A 25,142-nucleotide genomic window follows, 5' to 3' on the forward strand; every position below is an offset into this window, starting at 1 on the left:
ATAATGAACAATGTTCGATATTCTAGATAGGTGGTGTATAAGCGTCAACTGATACACACTTTATTTGCAATATTCTGATACATGTCCACTTAAAGCAGAGGTTTTCTTGTATATCCGAAGTGGTTATGATGGTGGTGCCTCAATAAAAATAACCCTAAGGAAAAACATGAAACGTCTTTTTTCCCTTGTTGCGCTACTGATGGTCGCTGTTGCGGTCACTCCAATAGCCGAAGCAAAGAAATTTGGTGGCGGTAAGTCATTTGGTAAAAGTTTTAAAACGGCACCCGCGCCAAAACAACAAACACCAAAAAATGACACAATTAAACAAGATCAAACAGGTAAAGCTGGTTCGAGCAAAAAAGGTCTAATGGGTGGCTTACTTGGCGGTTTGTTAGCGGGCGGCCTTCTTGCTGCCTTCTTTGGTGGTGCGTTTGAAGGTATCCAGTTTATGGATATTCTTATCATGGGCCTTATCGCGTTTGTCTTATTCAAGCTTATGCGCGGCATGCTTGGAGCCAAGCAAGGCAGTATGAATCGACAACAGCCAGCTTTTGGTGGTGCGAACAGCAATCAACATCAATTTGAACAACCTAACGTTCACAACTTCGAACAGCAACCACAAGCAACGGGTGGATTTGGTGCCAATGCACACAGTGATATCCCGCATAACTATCCTGCTGGTTTTGATAAAGTCTCCTTTGTAAATGGTGCACGTGAGCACTACCGTATTTTACAAGGTGCGTGGAACCACAACCAACTTGAAACGGTTGAAGAGTATGTGTCTCCAAGCTTGTTTGAAGACCTAAAGCAAGAGCGTGCTAAGTTAGAGGGTGAACAACATACCGATGTGATGTACGTTGATGCTGAAATCGTTCGTGCTGACTACGATGCTAACAAAGCGCAGCTTAGCTTGCAGTTTAGCGGTCGTTATCGTGATGCTGTAGAAGGTATTGAAGAAGATATTGAAGATGTGTGGCATTTAGAACGAGATCTCACTCAGCCTAATGCGCCATGGTTAATTGTCGGTATTCAAGGCTAACCGCTGTTATTTAAGGTTATACATTAATCTAATGATCATATTAAACGCTCAAGTCTTCTTGGGCGTTTTGTCTTTCTTATCTCCCACAATCTTGTAAGACGTTGGCAAGGGGTGATAGTTAAGACATACTCATGTCTGTCTTCAATAAAAATAAAAAGGAAATAAAGTGGCTGAATTTAAATACAAAAACCTTGAACAAGCAGAGCAAGATAAGCTAGATGCTGCGGTTTTTCGTCGCCTGCTAGCACATTTAGATGATAATAAAGATGTGCAAAATATAGATTTAATGATTCTTGCGGGTTTTTGTCGTAACTGCTTTAGTAAATGGTATAAAGCGGAAGCGGATAACCAAGGGATTGAACTGGATATCGATGACGCCCGCGAGCGCGTATATGGCATGACTTATGATGAGTGGAAGCAGAATCATCAACCGCCGGCTACTCCAGAGCAACTTGCGGCTTTTGAAGCAAAACAGAATAAATAAACGAGAACGCCCTCATCACTGAGGGCGTTTTGCTTAAAGGCTTTTGAATTTGAGAATAGTTAATTGATTATATGACCGGTTTGCTCGAACAGGTTCAGTTTATCTAAATAAGGTTGTAAATCACTGATGTTGCTGGCAACCCACTCTGGGTTATAGTACGTGTCTAAATAGCGTTCACCGCTATCGCACAATAGTGTCACAATTGACCCTTTCTCACCGCGTTGTTTCATTTCACTGGCGAGTTGCAATACACCGTACAAGTTAGTGCCTGTCGATGGGCCTGCTTTTCTTCCAAGTAATTTTTCTAGCCAATAGGCGGTTGCAAGGCTTGCTGCATCTGGGATTTTGCGCATATCATCGACTACGCCAGGAATAAAACTAGGTTCAACACGCGGGCGACCAATCCCTTCAATTTTACTGCCGCAGACCAGAGTAAGGTTAGGATCACGGCTTTGGAAGTAGTCGTAAAATACTGAGTTTTCAGGATCAACGACACACAGTTTTGTGTCGTATTTTTGGTAGCGGATAAAGCGACCAATCGTTGCTGAAGTACCACCAGTACCAGGACTCATGACAATCCAAGTAGGAACGGGGTGGTCTTCCATTTTCATTTGGCTAAAAATGCTGTCGGCAATGTTGCTGTTACCACGCCAGTCTGTTGCGCGTTCTGCATAAGTAAATTGGTCCATATAGTGACCATTGAGCTCTTGTGCTAAGCGGTGAGATTCAGCATAAATTTGGTCTGAACGATCAACAAGATGCGCCTGACCACCGTACATTTCAATCTGCTCAATTTTCTTGCGAGCCGTACATTTCGGCATCACCGCGATAAAAGGCAAACCAAGCAAGCGGGCGAAGTACGCTTCAGAAACCGCAGTGCTACCAGATGATGATTCAATAATGGTGGTTTCAGGGCCAACCCAGCCATTACAAATAGCGTAAAGGAAAAGAGAACGCGCCAAACGATGCTTTAACGAGCCTGTCGGGTGTGTGCTTTCATCTTTCAAATAGATGTCAATGCCATCGACACAAGGCAGATCTAATTTGATCAAGTGTGTGTCGGCTGAGCGTTGATAGTCAGCTTCTATTTTTTTTATTGCATTATTAATCCACTGATGATCAGTACACATGAGTCTATCTCCGTTGTTATTATAAGTGTAATTTACCCTTAGTTGAGGAGAAAAACTTTGCTATTTTGACTGTGGTTTTGTATTTTTGGAGAAAATAATCCTCCTTTTTGGTAAAAATATGGAACTCGATAAAATTGATAGGATGATTCTCTCATTACTGCAACAAAACAGTACATTATCACTCAATGATTTGGCTGAAGCGGTAAACCTGACGACAACTCCTTGCTGGAAGCGATTGAAAAAATTAGAAGAATCCGGTGTGATCGCCAAGAAAGTGGCGTTGTTAGACCCTGAGAAGCTGGACCTAAGTTTTACGGCGTTTGTACTCATAAAAACCAGTGACCATTCACATGAATGGTATAGCCGTTTTGTTGCGACAGTTTCGGAATACCCAGAAATCATGGAATTTTATCGAATGGCCGGAGAATATGATTACATGATGAAAGTGCTGGTAAAAGACATGAAGTGTTTTGATCAGTTTTACAAAAAACTGGTCAATAGCGTTGAAGGTATCAGTAATGTTACGTCAACATTTGCTATGGAGTCGTTGAAATATACCACTCAATTACCTTTATGAGCGGAGCCGGTTACTCAAAACACCAAGGCTTTACCCTAGGTTAAGGTAAAGCCTTGGTGGGTCGTTATTTAGTAAAGCGCATTACACCTTCTTGAACGGCTGTTGCGACCAAGTCACCTTGACGGTTATAGATTTCCCCTCGAACTAAGCCGCGTGTGTTGCTGGCTGTTGGGCTTTCTATAGCGTAGAGCAACCACTCATCCATTTTGAAGGGGCGATGGAACCAGATGGAATGATCGATGGTCGCAACCTGAAAATTAGGTGTCATCAAAGAGACTTCATGCGGGTGCAGTGCAGTCACTAAAAATCCCCAGTCTGAGGCATAACCCATCAGGTATTGGTGGATCAATTGGTTGTCGGGCAATGCGCCATTGGCTCTAATCCAAAGGTATTGTTTTGGCTCTGCTTTTTTGGGTTTCAATGGATTAATCACAGTGACAGGGCGTATTTCTATCGCTTTTTCACCGCAGAACATTTTCTTTATCTTCTCTGGTAAAAATTGAGCGATTTGCTCGACTAATTCTGATTCGGATGCAAAATTTTCCGGCCCTGGGATATCGGGCATGGTGTTTTGATGCTCAAATCCAGGGGCTTCACCATGGTACGAAGCGGTGAGATAAAAAATAGGGCGGCCATTTTGAATCGCTTTGACTCGGCGTGTACTAAAGCTACGGCCATCTCTGAGATTCTCTACATCGTATACAATTGGCTTTTCAGGATCACCAGGGTAGAGAAAATAACTGTGAAACGAGTGAACGGTTCGGTCTGACTCTACGGTGTAACGAGCGGCAGAGAGAGCCTGACCAATGACCTGCCCACCATAAACTTGTGGCAAGCCTAAATTTTCACTTTCACCCCGATATAGCCCTTCTTCTAATTTTTCGAGTTGTAGTAAATCTAATAGTTCATTTAGTGGCTTACTCATAGATCCTCACCTAATTATCAATATCTTTATTGTATTTTTTACTGAGTCATTATTTTGTCAATATCTAAAAGCTTACATGACAGAAAAGTGAACCATGCCTATACTCACCGACAATTCAATACAATAAGTGAGGTTTTATGAAAAAGGCATTGTTGTTTATCGTATCAGCAGCTCTAGGTTTGTTTCTAGCTGGTTGTCAGTCATCACCAAAACTATCTTCCGCGAAACCAATCCAAACTATCACTGGAATGGTAGCGTATCGTGAGCGAATCGCATTACCGGACCACGCATTAGTTACCGTGACGTTGCAAGATGTGTCATTAGCGGATGCACCAGCCCAAATCATTGCTAAGCACCGCTTTGAAACCAATGGTATGCAAGTGCCGCTTGAATTTGATTTAGCTTTTGACAGCAGAAAAATTGATGCACGTCATACCTATAGCGTAAGCGCTCGTATTGAAATTGACGGAAAACTTCGCTTTATCACGGATACACATTATGCCGTAATTACTGATGAGAATAACACTAAACATGTCAATTTGCGTTTGATTGGTGTCGGCAGCAAATAAAAAAGGTTAACGAATAATAAATGGCAGCATTTATGGCTGCCATTTGTAGAGCCGTAATTTAACCTTACCACTTTCCGTAACCGCGACCCCTTCTGCGATAAGCTTTTGTTTTTGACGTTCCAAATCATCACCTTTCAAGGATATTTCCCCTTTACTATTAATAACCCTATACCAAGGTAATTTACTGCCTTCTGGTAAGCGACTTAAAGCCTTGCCGACATGGCGAGCATAGCCGGGGTAGCCTGCTAAATGTGCAATTTCACCATAGGTTGTTACTCTTCCTTCTGGAATTTGGTGAATCACCGCAAAGATCTGTGCTAAAAATTGGTCCATACTAATAATGTCCTAGTTCGATTGTTACCAAGGAACGGTATAAGGAGAGGGCATGCTATTTTCAACATTTCAATTTCTGATCACAACAGCGTTAGCTGTAGTTTGCGCGCGCGCCATCGGTTTAAGTGACGGCGACATTCCCGTTTTGGCCGTTGTCATTCCTGCTTTGTGGATTTTGCCACAAGGTGGAGTGGCAGGTTTAGTGCTTCTTGCAGCGATGACAATATACGGCTTTACGTTGTCTTATCAACCGATTGCTTTATCCGTTAGTATTTGGGTGCTGCTGCCATTGCTGATGGTGGCATTTTCCAAGCGAAGTCGGCTTGGAGTTGTATTAATCAGCGCGCTTATTGTTGTCACTCTGCAAGTGGGTATTATTGTTACGCAGTCGGCAGGAAAACTGGGCGGTACTGGTTGGTTAACCATCATTCAAACCTTGTCGGTGATACTGGTCTGGTGGGCAGCTTCACATTGGAAACCCTCAAATAAACATCGCTGGTGGGCTCTATGTCTGTTATTACCCTTGTGGATGGCGGACTTTTCTTATGCGGTGCTGGTTGCACTCAGCATCATTGGCATCATGGCATCGATGGAAAGTTTAACTAAACTTACCACGTTTAGTTGGAACCCTTTACTGTGTTGGACACTGCCTACTGTCGGCTTTGCAACTTTGGTTGTGTCACCAACGAACGAGGTACCTAGCTCGGTGTTTGTCGTTTGGATCTGCCTATTGTGTACGGCATGGATGACGGATTATTTGCTCAAAAGCACAGAAGAGCAAATAGAATAAAAGTGAATGCACAATCACATTTAGTGCAAAATTATAGATATTAATGTTAGTTCATGCTTATGCATATCAACGGCATTGGTATATGATGTTTTTATCAAAAAAACAGATAAAAATAATGTTACACGTCATGGCTAAAGTTTTTTTACATCTTTGTCTTCTCGGATCGATATTAGCGGCCAATACCGCGGTGTCAGCCCCGATAGTGACTGATAAAACTTACCGCGTTGCCACAGAGGCTGACGATGTCGTTACTCGCGTTTTGTTTGATGCCGTTGCTTACCAATTCCATCTTGATATTGACTATGTCAATTACCCCAGTTTTGATGCGATTTTAAAATCGGTTGAGTCTGGTGAAAGTGATTTTGCCGCTAACGTTACCTATACCAATGAGCGTGCCGAACGATTCGACTTTTCTAGCCCAACCAATATTGAATACACTTACGTATTCAGTCATATCAATGTTAAGTTGAATGAAATGAGAACAGTAGGCGTGCCGAAAGGGACTATTTATGGATCATTGATCCGCGATCATTACCCTCACATTGAATTAATTGAATATGATGGTGCCATTGAAGCAAAAGCATTACTCAAAGCGGCAAAAGTGGATGGTGTAGTTGATGCGATTAATCAGCTAAAACCAATGTTGATGGAAGGTCTTGATGCACAGTTGCTTAATGATCAATTACCTATTCAACCCGTTTCAATTATTACACCTAAACAACACAATGCTCTGCTGTTGAAGCAAACTGAGTCGTATGTACATTCTGCTGCTGTGCAAAAGTTATTACGTGAGTCGGTACAGAAGTACCAATTTGATATTCGTAAACAAGCATTGCGTCAGTCGGTTATCGACAGCGGGCTCAATGTACAGCGACCATTAAAAATAAAGTTAGAAAATGTCAGTCAATTTGCGCAATATCAACGTAACGGTGAGGTCGAAGGGATCAGTGCAGATATTGTATTTCAAGCGTGTGATATCTTACTGCTTAAGTGTCAATTAGTTAGTACGGCTGATGAAACATGGGAAAGCATGTATGGTGATTTGCTCGATAAACAGATTGATATTCTTGCCCCGGTCACGATTTCTCAACAACGGAAAAGTTTGATTTACTTCAGCGATAGTTACTATCGACCAGAGGCTATTTTGGTCAAGCGTGAAAACTACAAAGACAATGTCTATAGCAATGTATCTGAACTGGTGGTAGAGCGTATAGGTGTGATTAAAGATGATTTTTTTGAAGAACTACTTAACGGAATGTTACCGCATAAAACATTAAACGTTTATCAAACGCAAGATCAACAGATCAAAGCGCTGTTAAATAAAGAAGTCGATTATGTCGTTTTAGGCCGAGCCAACTTCAACCAGGTTCTGCGTGAAGCGGATAACTTATTACCTTTGGTCGAAGATACTTTGATCGGTAGTTTTTATTCTTCTGATATTGCTATTGGTTTTCCTAAAAATAGCATGGGAGCCTCGCTTGCTCCGCTGTTTTCTCGTGCTATTAAGATGATTGATACCCCTAAAATCATTAACAGCTATGACTATCAACCAGACTGGCGTGCTACGCTGGCCGCAGAGCAAGCATTTTCACGACAAACTCAATGGTTGTTTATGTTGGTGCTCGGTTTTCTATCCATTGTCGCTCTGTACCTTCATTCGCAATCAAACACGGATAACTTAACCAAACTGCGTAACCGCCGAGCGCTGTATAGCCGCTACTCCGGAGGATTAAATAGCTACGTAACACTGATCTATTTAGACGTGAACAACTTTAAACCGATTAACGACAATTATGGGCATGAAGTGGGAGATGAAGTTCTTAAATCACTAGCCAGTCGTATCAATAATATCTGGCGCGGTCGCAGCTATCGCATTGGTGGTGATGAGTTTATCCTTATCGGCCAATATAATAATGACTCGCTCTCTTCCATTCTAAAGCAGTTAGAATCATTCCTATTTATTGATGAGAAGAGAGGTTTAAGCATTGAAGTGAATGTGGCGATTGGTGTATCAAACCAACGTGATCATTTCATGAGTTTGCAAGATGTACTTCATGAAACCGATATTGCGATGTACCAAGCAAAACATCGGCATGCAGAGCCAAAATCTACCCCAAAACTAAAAGTGATAGGTACATCAACTCGTTAATAAAGGGTAAATATGTCTTTTTGCCTCCCGAATTGTTTAAATGGTAGTCACTTAAAGCCAAATGACGAAATCTGTCAGGATTTCGGCTTGCATTAGTCAGAGTGATGCTTGATAATCCTCGCACTCTTTGGTGATTCAAGCCAAGATAAAAAATCTATGGAGGCCCTGGTCCTCCCGCAACAATAGCTCGTGAACTCGGTCAGGTCCGGAAGGAAGCAGCCGCAGCGAGTGACTTGTGTGCCGGGATGTGGCTGGGGCTTCCACCCTTCTGATGTTTGCAAAATAACTTAGCATAAATTGCAAAATATTTAGCAAATTCGCACTATAAGTCAGCATAGTCTATTTTTTGTTGTAGGTTTACAACAAAAGTGAAGCGCACTATGTTCGACCAAACCAAAAAATCCTCTCACGTCCACAACATCTGCAAGTTTATGAGCTTGAAAAATGATGCTGTCGTTCGCACTCTCTCTGTTTTAGAGTTCGATTTTTGTTTCCATCTCGAATATAACCCTGATGTTAAAAGGTACATATCTCAACCACACGGTTTTTATTACTACTTTAATGGTTTAGGGTTTCAATCCTAAGCCTCCATTGAGCTAGCTTCCGTGGCTAGCCCAGTCCCAATATCATTTAGGATCAAAGCTCATTCGCAATCTGTTAATATGAGTCTTACATACATTTTCTAATCTAAACGAAGTTCTAATATTAAAAACCTTGATTTGAACAGAACGACCTAAAGTTAAATGTTTCTTGTTGTAACTTACTCACTGATAGCGTGCAGTTTAGGTTATATGGTTTGATAGAAATTATTGTTTTTACCAGTGTCTTAAAATCAAATTAAATCAGCCCTTTACCTTGCATAACCTAATAGTCTGTACCAATATTATTTCATAAGCATGGATAAGGATTGTATATGCCCGTAAGTTCAATGAAAAACAAAGGGGTGGTGGGGAAAGTCCTACTGCCTTCTTTGCTCATAAATCTTCTTTCTCTCGCTGTTCCGCTAACGGTTTTACAAATTTACGATCGTATCTTACCTAACCAGAGTTACGGGACTGCCACTCTGTTATTAGCGGGTGCGACGTTGGCTGTCGCTATGGAAGCATTAATCCGGTTTGTGCGAACTTGGCTTTTGTCTGCTGCGGCCAGTAACACCGAGAAAGCGACCTATCAAACCTTGGTTGAAAGGGTGACGACCGCGTCTTCTGGCCATCTTCGCCATATTGGTGTTGGCGGAGTGGAAGAGGGGCTGGGCTCCGTATCCAAAGTTAAAGATTGGTATTCCGGTGGGGTGATCGCCGGCTTTATTGATTTGCCTTTTGCATTGATCTTCTTGGGGTTGGTGGCTTACATCGGTGGTGAGTTAGTGGCGATACCTTTGGCAGTTTGGCTTATTACTCTCGGAATTGTCTGGTTATCTTCTATTCGCGTAAAAAGCTTAAGTGAAGAAGCTTCTCAAGATGAGCAGGAGCGCAAAGCGTTCTTGATTTTACTGAGCCAAACCATTCAGGGAATCAAACGCCAGGCCGTTGAATCTCGAATCTTCAATCAGTTTAAATCCCTCAATAATGTTCGCTCTCAGTCTAAAGCGAGAGAAGAAGAACAGAACGCCTTCGCTCAAGAGTGTATTCAACTTGCCGCATTAGCGACGTCAGTTTTACTTGTGATTACGGGCAGCTTGTGGGTGTTAGATGGTCAGTTAACCACAGGTGGGCTGGCAGCATGTTCTATTTTATCTGGCCGAGCGGTTGCACCGTTAAGTGCTTTAGTGGGAGTTCGAATCAAGCTTAATTCAATACACAGTGCCAATCAGGCAATAGAAAAATTGAGTGACTTGTCACTATCGGACTCTTCAGATTCTGAGCAAGCCGAGAGCCACTTATCTGACTTTGAGGTGTTGGAAATCAAGCAAGCGACCGTTGAAAGATACGGTGAACTCGCTCATGCAGATGTCACATTGAATAAAGGCGAGTTGGTATTGCTAGAGAGTGAGGATCGCCACACCAACAGTCATTTATTGTCATCGATTGCAGGTATTGACGATCTAAAAGCGGGGGAGTGCTCCATTAACGGAGTTACCGTTTCGATCGCATCCGTAACCAACATTGCGGCCTACTGCGGTGTTAAAGGGCAGTTGGTGTCAGGTACTATTCTCGACAACTTGTGCGGGTTTGATCCTGAGAGAACACATAGCGCCAGTGACTATGCTAAGCGTTTGGGTTTAACCAAGGAAATCACTCGATTACCCGATGGACTAGAGACACAAATTGGCCATACGAGTGCGTCTCTGCTGAGTATGGGCAACGTGAAAATGCTCAATATCGCGACTCAACTGGCAAGTGATAAACCCATTATCATGTTAGAAAGGCCAGATTCCTCGCTTGATTTAGATGCCCTCGGAAACCTAGCTAAGGTTCTGGAAGAAGAAGTGACGGCAGGACGCACGATACTGATGGTGAGCTACCATTCTAAACTTCGCGAATTGGCTAATCGAATCATTACAGTGGAAAGTCGAACTATTGCGGTCGACAGTGAGAACAACCAGGAGGCTATTGTATGAATCGTTTAGATACTGGTAACCCTTCAGGTACGAACAACCGTGCAGATACGAATGGTCGACAAGAGGTGATGAATCATTTAGAAAATGAAAGCCTTTCTGTCCTTAAACAGTTGGAAGTGAATACGAATATCCAGTTGTTTGCACGTCAATGGGTCGATGAAAATGGGATTGAATCAATCGACGATATGTTTGCCTTGTTCGATAGGCTTGCATTGCCATATCGCTTGGTTGCCAACCTAGACGAAGTTGGCGAGCATAAATTGGTTTTACTGGTGCTTGGTGAAAATGAGCTGGTCTCTGGTCATTTAGAATCCAAACAATTTGTTTCTTTTAACGCCAATGACGACATCACCGATGTCCCGCAGTTTTGCATCGTTATCGAAGGTCCGCCATTAGAGAAAGCCTCTCCTGATTGGGTTGGCGAAAGGTTACATGCGTTTCGTCCCATCATTCCTAAATTGTTGTTGGTCAGCTTTATCACCAACTTGTTTGCACTTGCCGTCCCCTTCATCACGATGTCGATTTATGACCATGTGATTGGTGGTGATGCAGGACATGAGCTGCAAGGTATCGCCATTGGTGCGGCTTTGTTGTTTGTGATGATGGGGTGGTTAAGAACATTGCGCAGCCGAGTGTTTGCTTCAGTTTCGAACCGAGTAAGCCGTGAAATCTCTCAATCCCTCGTGCAGCGTCTGCTTCGTAATAGCTATGCTCAAAATCAGCAAACAGCTTCTTCTAGTCAGCAAAACCAAGTGATGTTGTCGGAGCGTATTTCAGGTGTGTTATCGGGGCCATTAGGAAATGCGCTGTTTGATCTGCCATTCATTCTTATTTTTGTACTAGCGATAGGTGTGTTAGGTGGGTGGTTAGTACTGGTTCCAGTCGTCTCTTTAATCCTTTATTACTTGCTAGCAAAACGTTCGATACGCTCGAGCAGCAAGCGCTCAATGCAATCGACGGTAGCTGGTACGAATCGTCAAAACATGACCAATGAGCTTTCATCCAAACTCGCCTTTATTCGCAGTGCTGGATTCTCAGAGCACTGGATTCAACGTTTTAAAAAGGCCAACCTTCTTGCGTCAACCGTGACGTTTAATCAGTCGGTTTTACAGAGCCGATACACCTCCATGTACTATTTTATTGGTGTGGGGTCGACGCTCGCTGTGATGGGGTTAGGAATAGGCCTTATTTTTGAAGAGGTTATGACGCCAGGTGGTCTTATCGCATCCATGATGTTGATATCCAAAGTGACGGGGCCAGCACAAGCGTTGGCGAACAGTTCGATGCGTTTCAGTAGCTTCAATCAATCCAAGTTACAGGTGAATCGTGTTATGTCTCAACCGTCTGAGCGTGAATTTAGCTATCAGCATCACCCCTTGCCGTCGACAGCCCCTAACTTGAAATTAGACCAAGTGACACTGCGTTATCCCAAGCAGAGTCGCCCCGCATTGAGTGGTGTGAGTTTTGACATTGAAGCCGGCGAAATTGTAGCGATCACAGGACCTTCTGGTAGTGGTAAGTCAACGCTGATAGAAGTTTTCTCCGGATTACAACCTATTCAAAATGGTATCGTTGAGCTTAATCGGGTTAACCTTGCTCAATATGACCCGCAGCTATATCGCCATTGGTGTTTCATTCGAGCTGCTTATCCAGACTTACTGACATTAAGTATACGAGAGTGGTTAAACGATGGGCACAAAATTGAAGACCAGAAAATGATCTCTGCGATTGAAATGGTGGGCGGAAAGCGTTGGTTCGAGACATTGTCAGGTGGGCTCGATACGTCGATCAGTAGCATTCAACCGGATAGCCTTTTTGACATGCTGTCTGGCAGCGTCGCGCAGATCCTCATTGACGCGAAAGCGCTGGTTTATGACTACCCAATGTTCTTAATGGATAATCCTGTGCCTGATGCTTATCCAAATGCTAAACGTATATTTGGTGAGTTTGTGCAGTCGAAAAAAGGAAAAGCAACCGTGATTTACACATCCCACGATCCGGATTTAATCAAGCTTGCTGATAAAGTTGTGGTGTTAAATGAAGGAGCAGTGGTTTATGCCGGGCCAATAGAACCTGCACAGCCCCAAGCTGATCAACAGACAGGCCAACAAGAGTTTATGCAAGGAGTCACTAATGGCTAAACAACCTATTGAGACAGGCAAGCGCTATGGTGAACTTGTTGAATCACAAAATACGGCTCGTACATTGGCGCTGGCGACATGGTCTGTTGCATTGTGTGTTATCGCATTTGTCACTTGGTCTTTGGTCACTCAAGTGGATGAAATTGCTAAAGCAAAAGGTGCAGTGATACCTGAAGGAGAGAAGCAGGTACTGCAAAGCGACATCGGCGGAAAATTGAAACGTATTCTTGTGAAAGAGGGGCAGTTGGTGGAGGTTGGTCAGCCGTTGGTGGAGTTTGATGCCACCTTCCAACAAACGGCGCTCGAAGAGTTGCAGTCACAACAAGTCACGCTTCAGATGAGTGTTGAGCGAATGAATGCGCTGCTTGAGCAACGAGAGCCAAACTTTGCTGAGTTTGAAGTGGATTTCCCCGAGATTGTCAGCCAACAAAAAGCCCAGCTGAATGCCCAAAAAGCTTTGTATTTCCAAAAAAGAATTGTACTGGAAAAAGAGAGCGAGCAAATATCAGAGCAGCTAAGAAGTGTTGAAAAGACGTTGCCCAGCTATGAAAAAGAACTCACCGCCACTAAGCAAGAATTAGTGATACTTGAAAAAGGTTTCAAAGCGGGAAATATATCCCGTTTGCGTGTACTCGAAATGCGTCAGAAACTAGCCTCCATCGAACAAAAGATAGAAGAAGCACGAGGCAAGAAATCCGTGTTGATTCGTCAAGGTGAAAGTAATGATCAAAAAATAGAGCAGTTACTCGCTGAGGCTAAAGTGGAAGTGAGCGATCAACGCTCCAAAGCGGTTTCAGACTTGTCCGCATTGAACGCAAGAGTGCGATCCAGTCAAGCTAAGTTAGTCAATACGGTTATGGAATCCCCAGTGCAAGGCTTGGTTCAAAGTATTCCTAGCACAAGAAATGGTGGCGTGATTCAACCGGGAGGTACTGTTGTTGAAATTGTCCCTGTTGGTGGAAAAGCCGCATTCAAAGCGCGTTTATCTCCACGAGATATCGGCTTTGTGAGCGTTGGTCAGCCAACCCGTATCAAGGTAGATGCCTTTGACTACAGCCGATTTGGTGCATTGAAGGGGTTAGTTGAAAGTATCTCGCCGACGACGAGCCAAAGTGAAAGAGGCGAGATTTTCTACGAGGTGATCGTGTCGGTAGACAAGCCGTATTTTAGAGATAACCCTGAACAGTTTGTTATTTTACCGGGGATGACCGGTGAAGTTGACATTACCACGGGTGAGAAATCGGTTTTTCAGTACCTATGGAAACCGATTTATACCAATGTGAGTGTCGCGTTTGGGGAACGTTAGTTTATTTTATAGTTAAAGTTATAACTATAATTTATAACTGAAATGTAAAATAGAATAGAAATAAAAAGGAACGCTCAATAGCGTTCCTTTTTTGGTTTTAGTGATTCCATTTTATGAGCTAACTATTGGGATCAATGTCTGGTAAATCATCGACTTGATTATGATGTTGCGTGTCATCGTGATCCTGTTGGTTAGTATCATGTTCATGTCCTTGGTGTTCAAGCGCGTCCGATAAATCTATATGTGAAACATCATCATGCCCTAATGCAGCATGATTCGCTTCCGCCATCACAATATCCATATCAGCAGGTAGTTGATGTTCAGGTGCATCTGCTACAGGCGCTGCAGGTGTAATCCCCAATGCATCAAGATAAGCAGCTGCGCCAGTAACAGGGTGATCATTTACTGCTTGATGTTGGCTATCGGGGACAACGAGACCAACATCATCAAGGGTGACAGAGAGATCTTCACTCGTTTCAGCACTAAAGTCAGGTTCATCATGTTGTACTGGCGGAGGTGGGGCTGGTGACGTAACAGCAGTTAATGGATCATCAACCCCATTCACATTAATTGTTATTGTATGAGAAGCAGTATTATCTGGTGAGTTTATTGTAAAGGTTTCTGTTCCACCCTGCGCAGCGCTTAATGAGTTTGTAGTCGCCAAACTATTATCAAGATGATATACCCAGTCTCCATTGGCTGCTAATTCTAGATGTCCATAAGTTCCTGCAATGTGTGGATCTGGTATGAACTGATCTTCACCATGATCGGCATCGACTAAATTCAAGTGGCCTGCTAAGGTATCCTTCGCAGCATCTTCTGTAATTGTACTTACGCTTTTACTTGTCATAGTACCATTAATAGTCGCACCATCATTTTTACCCGTAACCGCGATAATAACTTGTTCGGTAGCGACCTCTTTACCATTCTGTAAGCCATGGATAGTGAAGTGCTCCTGCTCTACCTGACCTGCTTTTAGGGCATTAAGATCTTTATTGGCCCAATGTTGATCGCCATCATGATCAAGGTAATAAATCCATGTACCACCTGTTGATATTTGCAAGTGGCCATATTTACCTTGAATCATATTAGGGGTGCTATCTTGCCCTGTAGCTTGTTCATGCCAGATAATATGTTGACCATTATGATACGCATCTAACTGGCCATTCGCTGAATGTTGACCCGTTGCTCTGTCATCTTCATTTACATTCGCGTGTGCAATGCCTTTTGCATCAACATCAGTAACTGCGATATGAAAGTCATAGGTACCTTTTGCACCGTTAGCATCCGTTGCCGTGACCGTGATATCTAAGTCACCGTCTGCGCTATGTGGAGGTGTCCCCCATATTCGACCGGTTTTCTCATCAAAATGAAGCCAAGTAGGCATACCTAAAGCTGTATCTTTGCCTTGCCAACCTGGGTTGACGCTATCAGGGTTGACTGCTTCCTCAGTATGTTGCGAAACAGCTAAACTTAAAGTAAAGCTATCCCCCTCTACATCGGTAAATAAATTTGATGGGAGCGTCATGTCGATTGCATGACCTTCGCTATCGTCGGTATTCGCCACTGCGCCCGTCACTTCAGGAGCATCGTTTGTACCTCTTATACTAATGACAATATCTTGTGTGGTGCCATCACTGGCGGTCACCGTTATTTTATCCTGAACTGATTCACTCGCATTTAGCTTTTGAACTGTCGTTTGATCAATCTCATAAGTCCATTGATTATTGACCATTGAAAAATGTCCGTAACCATTGACTCCATTTTTATCATGAAAATCTGCAATTATCGGATTTTGCCCTGTATCAACATCCACAATATTAAGGGTGCCATGTGCAGACACCGTATCACCGATATCTCCCTCTTTGAGGTTGGCAGAAATATCACCTTTAAACTCAGCCTTGGTATCGCTACCTGTAAGGTTAACGGTCACCTGATGTGTCACACCATCGGAGGTATTAAATGTAAAGGTCTCGGTCGCTTTTTCGCCATCCGCTAGCGCAGTGGTTTTGTCACCACCAACAAACGACCAGTGCCCATTATGCATTGAAAAATTGCCATAACCGTTATCACCCAAACTATCGGTTACATCAATAAAGGTTGCTGGTACTGTGTCTGGGTCATTAATGAGTAAATCTCCCTCGACACGGTCTACTGCATTATAGGAAGCAGTGGCACTATTGGTATTACGGGTAAATGTCATATAGCCATTATGACCGTAATTTGGGTCTCCCATGTTCATGACCCATTGTGTTGTTTCAATTTTCATACCATGGGCTGCGCCTCCCGCTACACCGGCCCCCGTTATTGCATACCAACGCCCTGCATTAGGGTCATTAGCTACGACCTCTGGGAAGTCAAAATGGCCATCAACATTCGCTAGCCATGCTCCTTTGGCGACGGTTAAGTCTGCATGGGTATTGGCGGCACTCCCTTCTGTCATTGACAACGTATCAGTACCACTAACCGTAGAAATATCATCGACCGGTATGATTTCGAAATTACCTATTTTAGGAAAGGAATCGGTATGTCCATCATTTACGGTAAAGCCAAATTGCACGCCGCCGTTATAATCTTGAGCAGGTACAAAGGTTAATTTACTGATATCAGCCGTCAACACATCCAAAGGAATAGTGATAGGGTGGCCGTCATACTCAAATTGCCCTTTAAAAGCATCTGGCAGTGCGGTAATCGTTATATGGTCAAGCTGGTCGCCGTGATCTTTATCGATAAAACCAAAATCTTTAGCGCTAAAGTGTTGTGTTGTATCTTCATCAATCGAATGAATATGCTGAGCAAGTGACGAACCAACCGTTGGTCTGTCGTTGGTGCCAGTGATTGTAATGATTAAATCTTTTTGATCCGTAGCGCCTGCGCCATCAGTTACCGTTACAGAAACGCTTACTTGTTCAGTTTTACCTAATGCTAAATGATCGTAACCCGCATCGGTGGCATCAAACTCATAACTACCATCTGCATTAAGTGTAAAGCCTGGAACATGCTGACCCGTTGTTGGCGTAATTACCGTGTAAGTAGCGCTATCACCCGTATCAACATCTGTTGTTGTGATTTGCCCTTTATGCGCAGTATGGCCACCTTCAATAGCAGTAACGGCTGAAGTAGCATCAATGACAGGTTGGTCGTTAGTACCATGAATCGTCGACGTTAGTTGGTGTGTTGTACCATCCTTAGTTTGAACGGTTAAGGTTTCGGTAAAGGTATCACCATCGCCGAGACTATTAATATGAGTGTTATCGTTGTCAACCTTGTAGAGCCAACGTCCGTCAGCATGCAGAATGAACTGCCCTATACCCTTATCACCTGCAACCCAGCTACCCGTTGCTGTGCTACCCGACCCCGATGGACTGCCCGTAGGCGTAAACAGGGCTTCACCTGCGTCTGGGTCCTGTACATTGAGCTGATTCTGGTTGGTCATAATGACACCCGACGACTGTACGTGAATATCTTCTGTGATATTCGCGCTATCGGTGCCTGAAATTACCGCGGTATCTGGGGTGTCCGTAATGCTACCGACTACGTCAACACTGTGACTATGACCGGCACTCGACGTTGCTGTAATGTGGGGCGTCACACTGCCAGAGAAGTCCTTCGGCAGAGTAATCTGCAACCCATTCGTCTCACTTGGTGAAATTGTCCAGGTTTTGGTGTGCGTATCGTAGCTACCTGCGCTGAGTGTTGCGCCAGCTGGTAAGCCTGAAACAACGAAAGTTATAGCAGCGTGGGGATCTGAGGGATCAAGAGCCGTTAAACTTAAATCGTAGGGTCCTTTATCCTCAATTCCGCTGATAGGCGGAGCAGACACAATCACATCGCCCGCGTGAGCAGGGTCGAGTATTACCGGCGCAGATGAAGCGCTATGCGCGTGGGTTCCATCCGGATTTTGAGTGGTTGCCTCCACGGTGATAATAGCATTGTGATTTACACCAGCCGGGATTCGAACCTCGATAGAGCTTCGTGTCCAGCCCAAAATATCTAAGCCATCTTTTTGGTCCGTCGCATCGATGGTGTGCGTATGCGCTCCATCAGTGACAACTGAGCCAACGGGCAAGCCGTGCAGATGAACAGCTTGAAGAGCATCGTCTTTATCGTGTGGTGTCACATCGGCATTGATGACTAAGTGGTGTGGGTCATTGGTAACATTGATTCCTGCCGTGTTTATCACGTGCGAATGGTCTGACCCAGAAGGAACTACGGTGCTGTGGAGCCCGGTATGGTCAACAATACCTGCCCCGTTCACCCCTAGATCGATCAACACATGTTTTGGATCTAGACCCTGCTCACCGAGTGGCCCTTGAGCTACCTGAGACGCTGCAACTGCTTCTTTTACTACCGTTACGTGTTCGATCGTTGCGACGATGGGTGTAATGGGAGGTACGTTTCCGCCGTCGTGATTCGAACCGTGACTCCAGACAATATGGCCATGATCATATCCAGTAGCATAACGCCCATCTCCAAGTGATATAGGGCTTCGACCCGTTCCGATAACAAGCTCGGTCGAGCCTGCACGCTCGGTAAGAGACGTGGGCACATTCGCGTGGCCACCGCCGTAAGGGATCGAGATAGTTGAAGCCTCAAGAAAGCCATTTTCCGTTATTGTAAAGCCAGCTTTCGGTGCTGTTAAATAATGCTCACTCGAACCGCTGTCGCCTAGATAATGCGTTGGCATACTTTCAGAGTTTGAACCATCAGGGTAATCAACAGGCTTACCATTATCGAATATCGACATGGTGGGCGCTTTATTGCCTTGCCCTTCATCCACAACCACCGTTAATCGGTGGAGTTTGCCATCGGTAATATCAATGTGGGTTTCAATAGGATCCATGCCCGAAATCCAGACGGTAACACTGTGGGGGTTTGTAAGGGTTACTCCGCCGTTCCCTATTCTCGAACCATCCGAATAATAATGCATTTGAGCATAATCCAATTTACCTGGACTACTAATATGCCCACCGTACTGCGCAATCACATCACCATTGTGGTACGTCTCGCTCTTATCAAGCGTGATCCCCATTTCAAAGGTCAGCGAATTTCCGTCGTCTCTGGCTGTGTGGTCACCACCGCCATCAGGATTAAGTATCGCATCGATTGAAAGATGATGGGCAGAATCCGTCTGAAAGCCTTTTGGCGGTGCAACAGAAAGGTTTATATCCGCAGCGTCGGTAACCGATGTCACCGCCACGGTCATGTGATTATCGACATCCGCGGTGCCATCGTTGACCTTGTAGCCTAAAGTGATGTCACCCTTGTAATTTTCTTCAGGATGTAGCGTCCACGTACCATCGTGATTATCAGTTACTGTGCCGTGGCCACCATTAACCGTTACGCTGTTGATATCCAGGGTGTCGCCATCTACGTCGGTCGCTCCAGCCAAAAGCTGCGATTTAGTCAGGACGATATCGGTGTCTTCTGTGGTGCTAGCGCTCGTCGCTACGACCTTTGTTGCATCGTTGGTTGCTGTTACATCAAGTGTCGCCGTGCCAGCAACTGTTGAGTGCCCGTCAGTGGCTGTAAACGTAATAGCGATGTCTGTGCCATGATAGTTAGCGTCGGGGGTGAAGACAAAGCCATGCACAGCATCGCCCGATAGTGTGCCATGCTCAGCGGTTACAGAACCATCGACGATGGAAAGGGCATCACCATCTGCGTCTGTGGTGTTCGCCAATAAGTCAGCCGCGCTAAAATGTTTGGTGGTGTCTTCTGCCGTGCTACCCAAGTCAACGGCTCCGCTGACGACAGGTTTATCGTCCGTGCCCACAATATCTACAGTGATGGTATGCGCAGTGCCGTCTTTAGAATGCACAGTGAAGGTTTCTTGAATGGTCTGATGTTCAGCCAATGCCTGTATCTTTAAGTTCGTATTATCAGCAATAAACGTCCATGTACCGTTCGCATGTACGACAAACTGCCCGAGACCATGGTCACCTGCGACCGGTGTGCCACGCTCATGAAGTCCTGCCTGATGATTAGACTGACCAGTCACTGTAAACATACCCTCACCAGAATCCACATCTGCGACGCGAAGCTGCCCACTGACAATCAAATTATTGGAACCATGAGAGACGCTGTCTTCAGTCGCAGTCCCAGTATCAACCCCAGAAATACGAGCGACGTCATTGGTGCCGGTCATCGTGATCGTCAGCTTCTGGGTATCGGTCGCGCCGGCCGAGTCGGTGACCGTGACAGGGATAGTCACGGTTTGTGTCTGACCATCAGGCAGTGACTGATAGGCTGCATTGGACGGATCAAAGCTATAGGAACCGTCGGCATTGAGGGTTAAACCAGCCACCGGCGAGGCCACGCTATAGGTCAGACTGTCACCTGTATCGGGATCCGTCGCGCTTAGCTGACCTGTCGCCTGTTGTCCGTCTTCATCGACACTCACAGAAGCAATCGGGTTTAAGGTCGGTGCGTCATTGGTGTTGTTCACGACGAGATCAAAGGCCGTGCTGACGGTCGCGCCATGTGCGTCAGTCGCAGTGACCGTCACTTGTGTGGTGCCGACATCCGAGTTCGTCGGTGTGCCGGTAAAAGTGCCGGTTGTGGGATCGAAGCTTAACCAGCCAGGCAATGAGCCTGCACTCAGTGTGAGTGAGTCTTTCGCGTCGATATCATCAAACGTGCCCGCAGGAACGGAGAAGGCAAATGCCCCATCTTCTGTCGCTGTTTGACCTGAAATCACCGAGGCGACTATGGGCACATCATTGGTGCCATGAACGGTCACTGTGATATCTTTTTTAGCACTGCCATCAATAGATTCAACGGTAAAGGTTTGCTGGAAGCTTTCCCCAGCGCCTAAATGTTGGACTTTATCATTATCAATGTTGTATGACCAATGGCCCTGTGCGTTGATATTGAACCGACCACCTTCGGTGGTGGTGATGGTTTGTGCGATAAAACCGGCTTGATCATGATCAGGGTCAATCACGTGTAACGTGCCACCACTGCTGAGCTGATGGGTGGTATTGCCGAAGGAAGTGTGATCTTCATAAACATGATTATTGAGGCTGGAGTAGGGCGTCACTACAATTTTTGCTTGGTTATCTTCGCCTGTCACTTTCACCATAATGGTGAGCTTCTGACCATCACTGGTTTCGACTTCGTAGGGGAACTCCTTCGACTCGCCAGCATGTAGGCTACCAATGAGATCGTCCGCATGACGATTGGTACCAGCATCTAATCTGAATTGATAAGTGCCATTAGGCCAAACATCAAGGTGACCAGGCTCAAAACCTTGACCTAAATACTTCCCGCTAAAAACAAACTGAGTGTTATCACCACTATCAGGGTCAATTAGCTGAAGCAGGCCTCTATAGGATTTAAATTCACTATCCAGCGCTTGTGTTTCTGTAAGCTGAATGACATTAGAAACCAGTGTGGCTTTATCATCTGTCCCGGCAATCGTAAGCGTGGCGGTTTGTTGCGTACTTCCACCATGGCCATCTTCTACTTGATAAGTGATAGCGATTTGTTGCGACTGACCATTTGCCAAATGATTAAATGCGGGATCAGTGGCATCAACAATCAATGTATGTCCATCAGCATCTAAGGTGATACCTGCGGGGATTTTCCCTGCCTGAGGTTGACCATCGATGGCATATTCAAGGTGACTGATGGTTAAAGCGTCGCCCTCTTTATCTGTGGCACCTAATAGCAGATTGAGGGTGTGATGATTATCGGCCCCCTCACTGACACTGTCTGTTAAAGGCGTCACATCAGGGTTGTCGTTAACCGCAGCTAAGTTGGTGGTTGCGCCGGTGTGGGTCACACCACCGTGTGCATCCTTAACGTCATAGCTGAAGTGTACATCGCCGTTGTAGTCTTTTTCTGGCGTGAAGGTGAAGGTACCATCTTTATTGTCGATAACGATGCCATGATTAGAGACTAAATTGGCAATACTTAATTGGCCTAAATCATTATGATCAACATCCGTTGCGTTAGCGAGTAACTCTGCCGTAGATAGCTGAATGCTAGTATCTTCTGTACCATTTGTTAATACCACTTCTGCGCTAACAACAGGGGCATCGTTGCTACCATAAACCCAGACTTTTATATCATGTGGAGTACCGTCGGCAGCGTTTACTGTAAGTGTTTCACTGAGTTTATCTCCGTCTCCCAGTGCTTGCACTGTGCTGTTGTCTAGGTCATAGGTCCAGAGACCATCGGTATCGATATGCAGACTACCGTAAGCCCCTTTAATATCGGTGCTTTGGAAATGGTCTTGCCCACTGTCTAAATCTGAAATGGAGAGTTGGCCACTAGCATGAAGCTTACTCTCTTCCGTTACTGAGCCAGAAGTAGTACCCGCAATCAATGCGCTGTCATTAGTACCATTCACGGTAATCGTGACTTGATGTGGCGTGCCATCTGCCGAGTGAACAGTGATGGTATCGGTGGCGGTTTTCCCTTGTGCAAGTGCCTGAACTTTAGGATTGCTGTTATCTAAATCGTAACTCCAATCACCATTATCTTTGAGGTGAAGCGTACCTAATGAACCAATAATATCGGTATCAGAGAAGTGCGCTTCACCTGCGTCGGTATCCGTAACGGTTAACGTACCAGTAGTTTGTAACTGTGTTTCTTCCGTTACCGCACCTGAATTAGTGCCAGCAATAACCGCGCTATCATTGGTGCCGTTTACTGTGATCGTAATTTGATGTGGCGTACCATCGGCTGAATGAACCGTGATGGTATCGGTGGCGGTTTTGCCCTGTGCGAGTACTTGAACTTTAGGATTGCTATTATCTAAATCGTAACTCCAATCACCATTATCTTTGAGGTGAAGCGTACCTAATGAACCAATAATATCGGTATCAGAGAAGTGCGCTTCACCTGCGTCGGTATCCGTAACGGTTAACGTACCGATAGTTTGTAACTGAGATTCTTCCGTTACCGCACCTGAATTAGTGCCAGCAATAACCGCGCTATCATTGGTGCCGTTTACTGTGATCGTAATTTGATGTGGCGTACCATCGGTTGAATGAACCGTGATGATGTCGGTGGCGGTTTTCCCCTGTGCGAGTGTTTGAACTTTGGGGTTAGTGTTATCTAAATCATACGTCCAATCACCAGAGTCGGTTAAATGTAGGGTACCTAACGTGCCAACGATATCGGTATCAGAGAAGTGCGCTTCGCCTGCGTCGGTATCCGTAACGGTTAACGTACCGATAGTTTGTAACTGAGATTCTTCCGTTACCGCACCTGAATTAGTGCCAGCAATAACCGCGCTATCATTGGTGCCGTTTACTGTGATCGTAATTTGGTGTGGCGTACCATCAGCAGAGTGAACGGTGATGGTATCGGTGGCGGTTTTCCCTTGTGCAAGTGCCTGAACTTTAGGATTGCTGTTATCTAAATCATACGTCCAATCACCAGAGTCGGTTAAATGTAGGGTACCTAACGTGCCAACGATATCGGTATCAGAGAAGTGCGCTTCGCCTGTATCGGTATCCGTAACGGTTAACGTACCAGTAGTTTGAAGCTGTGTTTCTTCAGTTACTACACCTGAATTGGAGCCAGCAATAACCGCGCTATCATTAGTGCCGTTTACTGTGATCGTAATTTGGTGTGGCGTACCATCAGCAGAGTGAACGGTGATGGTATCGGTGGCGGTTTTCCCTTGTGCAAGTGCCTGAACTTTAGGATTGCTGTTATCTAAATCATACGTCCAATCACCATTATCTTTGAGGTGTAGGGTGCCTAACGTGCCAACGATATCGGTATTAGAGAAGTGCGCTTCACCTGCGTCGGTATCCGAAACGGTTAACGTACCGATAGTTTGTAACTGAGATTCTTCCGTTACCGCACCTGTATCGATACCCGTTACAACGGCATTATCATCGTTGCCACCAATGGTCATATCGAGTGTTTGCGGTGTGCCATCTTGAGTGTGAATGACGAAACTTTCGTGCAGCGAAGTGGCAGAAGTTAACGCTTGAATATTAGAGAGAGAATTATCTACGTGATATTGCCAGTGTCCATCAGCGTCTATGGATAGTGAACCATATTTACCTGCGAGCACTTCGGGTTTCATCGAACTTTCATTTTGGTCAGGGTCAATGACATCAATTTTGCCGTTCGCATGTAGCAAACCGTGTGAATCAACTTTGTGATCTTCCGTTACCACACCTGCTAAATCACCAGAAATGGTCGGCGTGTCTTGCTTACCTGTCACTGGGATCTGAACAACAATCTTAGAACCGTCAGATAGGTTTAAAACAAAATGGTCTGTGCCATGTTTGTTCTGATTTAACAGAATATATTGAGGAGAGTTAGGGTTCAGGACAAATGTGTATTGACCATTTGCATCAACATGGAGTTCTCCGTACGCACCTTTTATTACCTCTGACACAAAGGTGACTGGCGAAGCGGGAGTTGTCGGAGGCGTATTATTTGAATGAGTGGGCTGGCCGTTACTTTCTAAGGATATGGTTGGCATCGATATCGAAGGAATGTAATGGACTTGCGGGTGAGAAAACGTCGACAAATGATGAGAAGGGACCAAGTGAGAATTCGAACCATGGGGAGCATGACTTACACTTAAGGTTGATCCTACGTGGTTTTCACTCGTTGGAGACTCTTGATGAGTAACCGCCGATGAGTTTGCTTTACCATGGTCATCGGTGACGTCTTTTTCTGCCACGCTATTTTCCGTTGCTCGATTTGCCTCATTGCTGTAATTGTCTACCCCCTCGGCAGATGCGTGTTTAGCCAATGACGGCAATATCATAATGAGTGATTGAAAAAGAGGGATATTAACCTTTAGATGCGAATGCAGTCTGAGCTTCTTTTTTTGTGTTGCTTTCTTTTGTTCTAGCTCGTTACTTTTCTTGTTTGTTTCGATGTTTTTTTTGTTAGCCATTTTTCTCATCCGTGAATCGTGGTTGCACTATTTTAAGTAAAATACACAGATAGAGATTTTTCTAGTTAATTAAATAATTTTTAAAGAAAAAACCGGAAATTGAGATGGTTCTCCATTTTAGGCATCAATGCACCTATACCCGTGATCATTGAAGATGCTTGATTTTCAATAGAATCAGGATCATGCTACAAACCATGAAAATCACACTGACTCCTCAACAGAAACTGCAACTCGAACAGATGCACGACATTGAGCGTGAT

General features: G+C 44.7%; 13 protein-coding genes, 1 other RNA gene and 1 pseudogene. 11 read left to right on the top strand and 4 right to left on the bottom strand.

Going from position 1 to position 25,142, the window contains the following annotated elements; translation table 11 throughout:
* The first annotated feature begins 166 nt into the window (after positions 1 to 166).
* Positions 167 to 1,039, top strand: a complete 873-nt coding sequence (locus EYW48_RS12875) for a Tim44 domain-containing protein (protein ID WP_168780582.1) — start codon at positions 167 to 169, stop codon at positions 1,037 to 1,039.
* A gap of 166 nt (positions 1,040 to 1,205) precedes the next feature.
* Positions 1,206 to 1,523: a DUF1244 domain-containing protein gene (locus tag EYW48_RS12880; RefSeq protein WP_168521603.1), complete on the top strand. Its 318-nt coding sequence runs from the start codon at positions 1,206 to 1,208 to the stop codon at positions 1,521 to 1,523.
* A gap of 59 nt (positions 1,524 to 1,582) precedes the next feature.
* Here EYW48_RS12880 and EYW48_RS12885 read toward each other — a convergent pair whose 3' ends face one another.
* A complete protein-coding gene (locus EYW48_RS12885; RefSeq protein ID WP_053312170.1) occupies positions 1,583 to 2,653 on the bottom strand; it encodes a PLP-dependent cysteine synthase family protein in 1,071 nt (356 codons plus the stop codon).
* A 118-nt stretch (positions 2,654 to 2,771) separates the two neighbouring features.
* On the opposite strand from EYW48_RS12885, the gene EYW48_RS12890 reads away from it, so the two are divergent.
* A complete protein-coding gene (locus tag EYW48_RS12890; protein WP_053312169.1) occupies positions 2,772 to 3,230 on the top strand; it encodes an Lrp/AsnC family transcriptional regulator in 459 nt (152 codons plus the stop codon).
* Between the two features lie 64 nt (positions 3,231 to 3,294).
* Here the strand turns inward: EYW48_RS12890 and tesB are convergent, their stop codons facing one another.
* Positions 3,295 to 4,155, bottom strand: coding sequence for an acyl-CoA thioesterase II (tesB, locus tag EYW48_RS12895; RefSeq protein WP_277432507.1), 861 nt, complete (start codon positions 4,153 to 4,155; stop codon positions 3,295 to 3,297).
* Between the two features lie 137 nt (positions 4,156 to 4,292).
* Between tesB and EYW48_RS12900 the strand changes: the two genes are divergently transcribed.
* On the top strand, positions 4,293 to 4,724 hold the full coding sequence (locus EYW48_RS12900; protein ID WP_277432508.1) for a YbaY family lipoprotein: 432 nt from the start codon (positions 4,293 to 4,295) through the stop codon (positions 4,722 to 4,724).
* A 30-nt stretch (positions 4,725 to 4,754) separates the two neighbouring features.
* Here the strand turns inward: EYW48_RS12900 and EYW48_RS12905 are convergent, their stop codons facing one another.
* Positions 4,755 to 5,057, bottom strand: coding sequence for an MGMT family protein (locus EYW48_RS12905; RefSeq protein WP_171981514.1), 303 nt, complete (start codon positions 5,055 to 5,057; stop codon positions 4,755 to 4,757).
* A gap of 52 nt (positions 5,058 to 5,109) precedes the next feature.
* Here EYW48_RS12905 and EYW48_RS12910 point away from each other — a divergent pair, with 52 nt between their 5' ends.
* The 7 genes and pseudogenes from EYW48_RS12910 to EYW48_RS12940 all read left to right on the top strand — a co-directional run bounded on the left by EYW48_RS12910 (position 5,110) and on the right by EYW48_RS12940 (position 14,003).
* Entirely contained in the window at positions 5,110 to 5,847 is a 738-nt protein-coding gene (locus tag EYW48_RS12910) for a hypothetical protein (RefSeq protein ID WP_171981515.1), read from the top strand.
* 127 nt (positions 5,848 to 5,974) lie between these two features.
* Entirely contained in the window at positions 5,975 to 7,996 is a 2,022-nt protein-coding gene (locus tag EYW48_RS12915) for a GGDEF domain-containing protein (protein WP_277432509.1), read from the top strand.
* A 163-nt stretch (positions 7,997 to 8,159) separates the two neighbouring features.
* Positions 8,160 to 8,256: signal recognition particle sRNA small type (ffs, locus tag EYW48_RS12920), an RNA gene on the top strand.
* A 120-nt stretch (positions 8,257 to 8,376) separates the two neighbouring features.
* Positions 8,377 to 8,559, top strand: a pseudogene (locus EYW48_RS12925) (endonuclease); the annotation flags it as partial.
* A gap of 350 nt (positions 8,560 to 8,909) precedes the next feature.
* Complete coding sequence (locus tag EYW48_RS12930) at positions 8,910 to 10,556, top strand: ABC transporter transmembrane domain-containing protein (protein ID WP_277432510.1); 1,647 nt, start codon at positions 8,910 to 8,912, stop codon at positions 10,554 to 10,556.
* Complete coding sequence (locus EYW48_RS12935; RefSeq protein ID WP_277432511.1) at positions 10,553 to 12,697, top strand: ABC transporter transmembrane domain-containing protein; 2,145 nt, start codon at positions 10,553 to 10,555, stop codon at positions 12,695 to 12,697. Before EYW48_RS12930 ends, EYW48_RS12935 begins: the two co-directional genes overlap by 4 nt.
* The gene (locus EYW48_RS12940; protein WP_277432512.1) at positions 12,690 to 14,003 is read left to right on the top strand and encodes an HlyD family type I secretion periplasmic adaptor subunit; all 1,314 of its coding nucleotides are present in this window, start codon (positions 12,690 to 12,692) and stop codon (positions 14,001 to 14,003) included. Before EYW48_RS12935 ends, EYW48_RS12940 begins: the two co-directional genes overlap by 8 nt.
* 118 nt (positions 14,004 to 14,121) lie before the next feature.
* On the opposite strand, the gene EYW48_RS12945 is transcribed toward EYW48_RS12940, so the two are convergent.
* A complete protein-coding gene (locus EYW48_RS12945; protein ID WP_277432513.1) occupies positions 14,122 to 24,882 on the bottom strand; it encodes a VCBS domain-containing protein in 10,761 nt (3,586 codons plus the stop codon).
* Between the last annotated feature and the right edge of the window lie 260 nt (positions 24,883 to 25,142).

Source organism: Vibrio sp. 1180_3 (assembly GCF_029478545.1).
In the GTDB taxonomy this organism is placed as follows: Bacteria; Pseudomonadota; Gammaproteobacteria; order Enterobacterales; family Vibrionaceae; genus Vibrio; species Vibrio aestuarianus.